This is a genomic window from Flavobacterium sp. (assembly GCF_043779715.1).
GTDB lineage: Bacteria > Bacteroidota > Bacteroidia > Flavobacteriales > Flavobacteriaceae > Flavobacterium.
On sequence record NZ_JAYWDT010000208.1, the window covers coordinates 1 to 6,349 of the forward strand.

5 protein-coding genes, 1 tRNA gene and 1 pseudogene are annotated in these 6,349 nt (G+C 30.9%); 3 read left to right on the plus strand and 4 right to left on the minus strand.

Annotated elements, in window-relative coordinates; translation table 11 throughout:
• Positions 1 to 108: pseudogene (locus ACH2BG_RS10035) on the minus strand (pantothenate kinase); the annotation flags it as partial.
• Between the two features lie 98 nt (positions 109 to 206).
• Between ACH2BG_RS10035 and ACH2BG_RS10040 the strand changes: the two are divergent.
• A tRNA-Phe gene (locus ACH2BG_RS10040) sits at positions 207 to 279 on the plus strand.
• 243 nt (positions 280 to 522) lie between these two features.
• Here ACH2BG_RS10040 and ACH2BG_RS10045 read toward each other — a convergent pair.
• Positions 523 to 2,064 carry a glycine--tRNA ligase gene (locus ACH2BG_RS10045; RefSeq protein ID WP_395047557.1) on the minus strand — a complete coding sequence of 514 codons (1,542 nt, stop codon included), beginning with the start codon at positions 2,062 to 2,064 and terminating at the stop codon, positions 523 to 525.
• 61 nt (positions 2,065 to 2,125) lie between these two features.
• Positions 2,126 to 2,986: a hypothetical protein gene (locus tag ACH2BG_RS10050; RefSeq protein WP_395047558.1), complete on the minus strand. Its 861-nt coding sequence runs from the start codon at positions 2,984 to 2,986 to the stop codon at positions 2,126 to 2,128.
• Positions 2,987 to 3,058: 72 nt separating this feature from the next.
• Here ACH2BG_RS10050 and ACH2BG_RS10055 point away from each other — a divergent pair, with 72 nt between their 5' ends.
• On the plus strand, positions 3,059 to 3,742 hold the full coding sequence (locus ACH2BG_RS10055) for a ComF family protein (protein ID WP_395047559.1): 684 nt from the start codon (positions 3,059 to 3,061) through the stop codon (positions 3,740 to 3,742).
• An 87-nt stretch (positions 3,743 to 3,829) separates the two neighbouring features.
• Positions 3,830 to 5,431: an Ig-like domain-containing protein gene (locus tag ACH2BG_RS10060; RefSeq protein ID WP_395047560.1), complete on the plus strand. Its 1,602-nt coding sequence runs from the start codon at positions 3,830 to 3,832 to the stop codon at positions 5,429 to 5,431.
• Here ACH2BG_RS10060 and ACH2BG_RS10065 read toward each other — a convergent pair whose 3' ends face one another.
• Positions 5,432 to 6,196 (minus strand): nitrilase family protein, encoded by a 765-nt coding sequence (locus tag ACH2BG_RS10065; protein WP_395047561.1) that lies wholly within the window; start codon positions 6,194 to 6,196, stop codon positions 5,432 to 5,434.
• Positions 6,197 to 6,349: the final 153 nt, after the last annotated feature.

The window sequence follows — 6,349 nt, forward strand, 5'->3', positions numbered from 1 at the left end:
GTTTTTTTGGAGTTCATTTTTAAAAAACACAAAATTTTCTACGAGTATATCATCCTCAAAGACAGCAGCTTTAATTCTTGTATTTCCGACATCAATAGCTAGAATCATATTTTATTTTTTGATGTTGCGAAGATACGAATTGATTTTTTTTAAAAATTGTTTTGGATAAACTAAAAATCATTCTATATTTGCACCCGCAATAGCGAGGTACCTTAGCTCAGATGGTAGAGCAATGGACTGAAAATCCATGTGTCCCTGGTTCGATCCCTGGAGGTACCACAAAACCCGAATAGAAATATTCGGGTTTTTTGTTTTTAATTTATTACTGAGATCTTTTTAATATTTGAATTTACTGGAACAAAAAAACAGTTTGTCATTTCGACGAAGGAGAAATACAGTAATTTAAATAACTAAATTGAGACTTCTCCTTCGTCGAAATGACAATGCTATAAATAAATATCCCACAAAAAAAATCCGAATATTTCTATTCGGATTTTTACTTTTAGTAAGTTTCAAATGAAACTACATCTTCATCAACCAGTTTTTTACTGAAACTTCATTGTTAATGATATCTCTTAATTCAGAAATTTTAACTCGATCTTGTTTCATAGTATCACGATGACGAATAGTTACTGTTTCGTCTTCTAATGTCTGATGATCGACTGTGATACAAAATGGTGTTCCAAGTGCATCTTGTCTTCTGTAACGTCTTCCAACTGCATCTTTCTCGTCATAAGCGACATTGAAATCCCATTTTAAGTCTTCAATAATTTTTCTGGCAACTTCTGGCAAACCGTCTTTCTTTACCAATGGTAAAACCGCTGCTTTTGTAGGTGCTAAAACCGATGGCAATTGCAAAACTGTCCTTGTCGAACCATCTTCTAGAGTTTCTTCTTTTAATGAATTTGAAAAAACTGCCAAGAACATTCTGTCTAATCCTACCGATGTTTCTACAACATACGGCGTATAATTTGCATTGGTTTCGGTATCAAAATATTGTAATTTTTTTCCTGAAAATTTCTCGTGTGCTTTCAAATCGAAATCAGTACGAGAATGTATTCCTTCTAATTCTTTGAATCCGAAAGGGAAATTAAACTCGATATCAGAAGCTGCATTTGCGTAATGTGCTAATTTTTCGTGGTCATGAAAACGGTAATTTTCTTTTCCTAATCCGAGTGACAAATGCCAGTTTAAACGGGTAGTTTTCCAATATTCGTAATACTTCATCTCTTCACCTGGTTTTACAAAAAATTGCATTTCCATTTGTTCGAATTCACGCATTCTGAATATAAACTGACGTGCAACGATTTCGTTTCTAAATGCTTTTCCTGTTTGTGCGATTCCGAAAGGAATTTTCATACGACCAGATTTTTGAACATTTAGGAAGTTTACAAAAATACCTTGTGCTGTTTCTGGACGCAAATATAAATCCATAGCAGATTCTGCTGAGGCTCCAATTTTTGTACCAAACATGAGGTTAAATTGCTTTACTTCGGTCCAATTTCTTGATCCTGAATCTGGGCAAGCAATTTCTAATTCTTCGATTAGTGCTTTTACATCAGCCAAATTTTCGGTTTCTAAAGAACGAGCCATTCTTGCTAGAATTTCGTTCTTTTTAGACAAATATTCTACCACACGAGCATTTGTAGTTACAAATTCTTCACGATTAAAGCTTTCACCAAAGCGAATACTTGCTTTTTCGATTTCTTTTTCGGCTTTTTGGTTTAATTTTTCGGCATAATCCTCGATTAAAACATCAGCTCTGTATCTTTTTTTGGAGTCTTTATTGTCTATTAATGGATCGTTGAAAGCATCTACGTGACCTGAAGCCTTCCAAGTCGTTGGATGCATTAATATTGCAGCATCAATACCTACAATATTTTCGTGCATTTGCACCATCGATTTCCACCAATATTCTCGTATGTTTTTCTTTAGTTCTGCACCATTTTGAGCGTAATCATATACTGCGCTCAAACCATCGTAAATTTCGCTCGACGGAAAAATAAATCCGTATTCTTTAGCATGTGAAATTACGTTCTTAAATAAGTCTTCTTGTTTTGCCATGTTGCAAAAATAAGAAAAGGGAATGAAAATTTTAGAAAAAAAATAATCAAAAAAAATATAACTATTTTAGAGAAAAAACTGTGTTCCCAATTAGATTAATTCCCGAAAAAATATTTATTTCGTAATCTCCTTTTAGTATATCATTTTTATTGGGATCTACAAAAACGCAAACATCGAGTTGGTCGTTGTCATAAAAAACATTTGTTTTTGCACTATAATCTAATAATTTGTTTTTGTCTTCTACAAATTCGCCATTTTTGTTTACAATTTTGTTTTTTGGATTTACGATTTGAATGTATAAATCTTTGTTTCCTTTCAGAGCGGCTTTGTTTTCTAACAAAGTAAAACAAACTTTTATTTGCTCAGTGTTACTAAAACGTTTGGTTTCGATAATATTGTTAGACACAATTTTTATCCCATTTGCATAAACATTTGTTGCTGTTAGATTTTTAGAAACCGTTAGTATGCTTTCGTTATTAGAGTTTTGCTTTTGTAACTCTCTGTTTTTATTAATTAAAACGTCTACTTGATTGGTAAGTGATTTATTTTCATCGCTTTGTTTTCTTAAACTGTTTTTTAGTGAATCTATTTTTTCTAGAAAAGAATTATTTATGGTTAATTCAGAAATAATATTTAAATTTCGAACGGGTTTTAAATCATTTTTATTGGTAATAGTTTTATTTTCTTGTCTTAAAGTCCCCGAAGATTGGATTAATTTTTTGTTTTTTAGCAATTCAGAATCATAACGATTGAATATTTCTTTCAAATCATTTGTATATGTTTTTTTGTCTATCGCAATTGTTTCCTTTAACTTTTTGTTTTTACTTTGGCTATCGTAATACTTTACAGCAAAGACCATAGTTGTGGATACAAAAACGACGGAAGAAATCTTTATTGCCGTTAGGGTGGTTCTTAACGTCATAATTTGAGGAAAATTTATAGTTTTAAATAAAAATATATATTATTTTATATTATCGCAAATAAAATCGACAAAATGCTTAAAAATCTGATAAAATTATTCTTTCCAAACGTATGTTCTGGCTGTTCGGAAATGCTTTTGCAAAACGAGGATACCATTTGCATTTCATGTAGACACAACATGCCCTTAACTAACGATTTGTTACTTACTGAAAATGAGTCTTTTAAAAAATTTTATGAACGAATTCCTATAGAACACGCTTCGGCAATGTTGTATTATCACAAAAAAGGAATCGTGCAGCAGCTCATTCATAATCTGAAATATAGAAACCATCAAAAAATAGGATTAGTCTTAGGAGAATGGTATGCTAATGATTTGAAAAACATTGAAATACTAAAAAACACTGACTATATTATTCCTGTTCCATTGCATAAAAAAAGGTTGAAAGAACGCGGTTATAATCAAGTAACAACTTTTGGAAATGCTGTCGCAAAAGGGCTAGAAAAACAATTTGACCATACTATTTTAGCCCGAAACCAATATGCTATAACACAATCTAAAAAGAACTTAATAAACCGAAATTCTGTATCCGAAAATACTTTTCATGTGCAATTTTCGGACATTCACCACAACAAACACTTCTTACTTATAGATGATGTTCTTACCACTGCCGCAACGCTCGAGGCTTGTGGAAAAGCTATTTTGAAAATTCCTGGCGCAAAATTGAGCATTGTTACTATTGCTATGTCGCAATCCTAGATTTATTTTAAAAGGTTAAACAATTTTAAAATTATTTCGTTTACACTAAATATAGTCGTTATTTTGCACTTGATTAAATCGAATTTCATGAGAAAGATTCATATACTAATAGTTATTTTTTGTACGTTGCTTATTGTTGTGAGTTGTGCAAAAAGAGGGACAATAACTGGCGGCGATAAAGACATTACACCACCTAAAATCACTTCTAGTTTTCCAGAGAATTTTTCGACAAATTTTAACAAAAATACCATCAAAATCACTTTCGATGAATATGTAAAAATCAAAGATTTACAAAAACAACTCATCGTTTCTCCACCTATGAAAACTCCTATAACGGTTTTGCCTCAAGGAACTGCCAGCAAATATATTACCATCAAAATTAATGATACTTTGAAGCCAAACACTACTTATAGCTTCAATTTCGGGAAAAGTATTGTCGATTATAATGAGGAAAATCCTTTTCCGCAACTAAAGTATGTACTTTCTACTGGAACATTTATTGATTCTCTTTCCGTTGAAGGAATTATTAAAGATTCCTACGAAAAAGACACTGATAAATCTGTAAATGTGATGCTTTATGAAGTCGACGAAAAATACAATGATTCAATTATTTACAAACAAACACCACGATATATAACCAATACTTCCGATAGTTTAAAATCTTTTAAAATAGAAAATATTAAAGCTGGAAAATACAAATTAGTTGCCCTAAAAGAAAAAAGCGGTAATTATAAATTTGATCCAAATAAAGACAAAATAGGATTTTATGACCAAATAATTTCCGTTCCCGACAAGTCTGTTTTTGAATTAGAATTATTTAAAGAAGAAGCAAACTTTAAAACCAGAAAACCATCACAAGCTTCAGGAAATAGAGTAATTGTTGCTCACGAAGGAAACGCAAAAAACATAAAAATTGAAGCCCTTCAAAATGGTAACATTATAAAAACTAGGCTGACTAAATTTGAAGATAAAGATTCTATTCAAGTTTGGTTTGCACCAATAAAGAACGATTCGATTCACCTGAATATCGAAAAGGAAAAGTATAAAAAAGATTACATTGTTAAATTGAAAAACCAACGTCAGGATAGTTTGAAATTATCTCAGAAACAAAACGGAGCAATTCCTTTTAAAGAAAATTTTACTATCGTTACAAAAACTCCTTTGGATAAGTTCGATTTTACAAAAATGACTTTAACAAAAAAAGACTCTTCAAAAATTGATTTTAAAACCAATTATGATGAATACAATCACAATTTAGAGATTTTATTTACAAAAGAACCCGAAGAAAAATATACCCTTTCCTTATTGCCAAATGCTGTTGAAGATTATTTAGGTCAGAAAAATGACAGCTTAACTTTTAAATTTTCGACAAAAAACACTTCCGATTACGGAAATCTAAAGATAAATTTAAAAAACGTAAAATCTTTCCCCGTTATTGTAGAATTGACTGATAAAAACGGCAAAATCCTCGCTACAGAATATTCGGAAAACAATCCAACTATCGAATTTATTTTGGTTGAGCCGCAAAAATATTCACTTCGTGTTATATATGACCAAAACAAAAACAAACAGCGTGATACGGGAAGTTATTTAGAGAATCGCCAGCCCGAAGAAGTTGTTCATTATCCAACAGAAATAGATGTTCGTGCCAATTGGGACGTGAATCAGGATTTCGATTTGGGTAAGTAATTACTGAATTTTAAAAGTGTCTTTATCATTTAGAAAACCAAATTTATTTCTAGTTTCTAGCATTTTTTGTTTGTCTAAAACAATTATAAAAATACCTCCGTTTTCTTGTGGTTCGAGAATGGAGTTTCCTAAAAAATCTATCGCTTGTGAATGTCCAATATACTCGTGATTATTTTCATCGAGACCAATTCTATTTACTCCAATTGTGTAGCACATATTTTCGATAGCACGCGCTTTAAGCAGAATATCCCAAGCACTTATTCTTGGTTTTGGCCAATTGGCAACATAAATTAATACATCATAATTTTCTGTATTTCGAGAAAAAACAGGAAAACGCAAGTCGTAACATATTAAAGGACAAATTTTAAAACCTTTGTATTCTACAATCAATTTTGTCTTTCCAGAAGTGTAAATTTTGTCTTCGCTAGCCAAAGAAAACAAATGTTTTTTGTCATAATGTTCCATTTCTCCCGACGGAAAAATAAAAATTAATCGGTTGTAGAAATTATTGTTTTCTGTAATGATTAAACTTCCTGTTATGGCGCAATTTTTGGCTTTGGCCAAAGATTTTAATAATGTAATAGTCTCACCATTCATAGTTTCTACAACCAATTTTGGATTCATTGTAAAACCCGACGTGAACATTTCAGGAAGCACAATTAGATCTATTTCTTTAGTAATCGAATTGATTTTTTGTTCAAAATATTTTCGATTTTCATCTGGGTTTTCCCAAATTAAATTGGATTGAATGAGAGCAATTTTCATTTATTATTATTTGTATTACAATTATTTTAATATCTAAAATTTATTCAAAAAAACCACCCGAGGGTGGTTTATAATTTATCTTGCTAATTTATTAGCATCTTTTTGAGCTTTTTCGATTCTTTTTTGTTGATCTACTGATTTTTCTTTCATTTT

Excerpts from the sequence above, each read along its gene's own strand:
- ACH2BG_RS10050 (WP_395047558.1), bottom strand. The coding sequence starts at position 2,986 with ATGACGTTAAGAACCACCCTAACGGCAATAAAGATTTCTTCCGTCGTT.
- ACH2BG_RS10060 (WP_395047560.1), top strand. The coding sequence starts at position 3,830 with ATGAGAAAGATTCATATACTAATAGTTATTTTTTGTACGTTGCTTATT.
- ACH2BG_RS10065 (WP_395047561.1), bottom strand. The coding sequence starts at position 6,196 with ATGAAAATTGCTCTCATTCAATCCAATTTAATTTGGGAAAACCCAGAT.
- ACH2BG_RS10045 (WP_395047557.1), bottom strand. The coding sequence starts at position 2,064 with ATGGCAAAACAAGAAGACTTATTTAAGAACGTAATTTCACATGCTAAA.
- ACH2BG_RS10055 (WP_395047559.1), top strand. The coding sequence starts at position 3,059 with ATGCTTAAAAATCTGATAAAATTATTCTTTCCAAACGTATGTTCTGGC.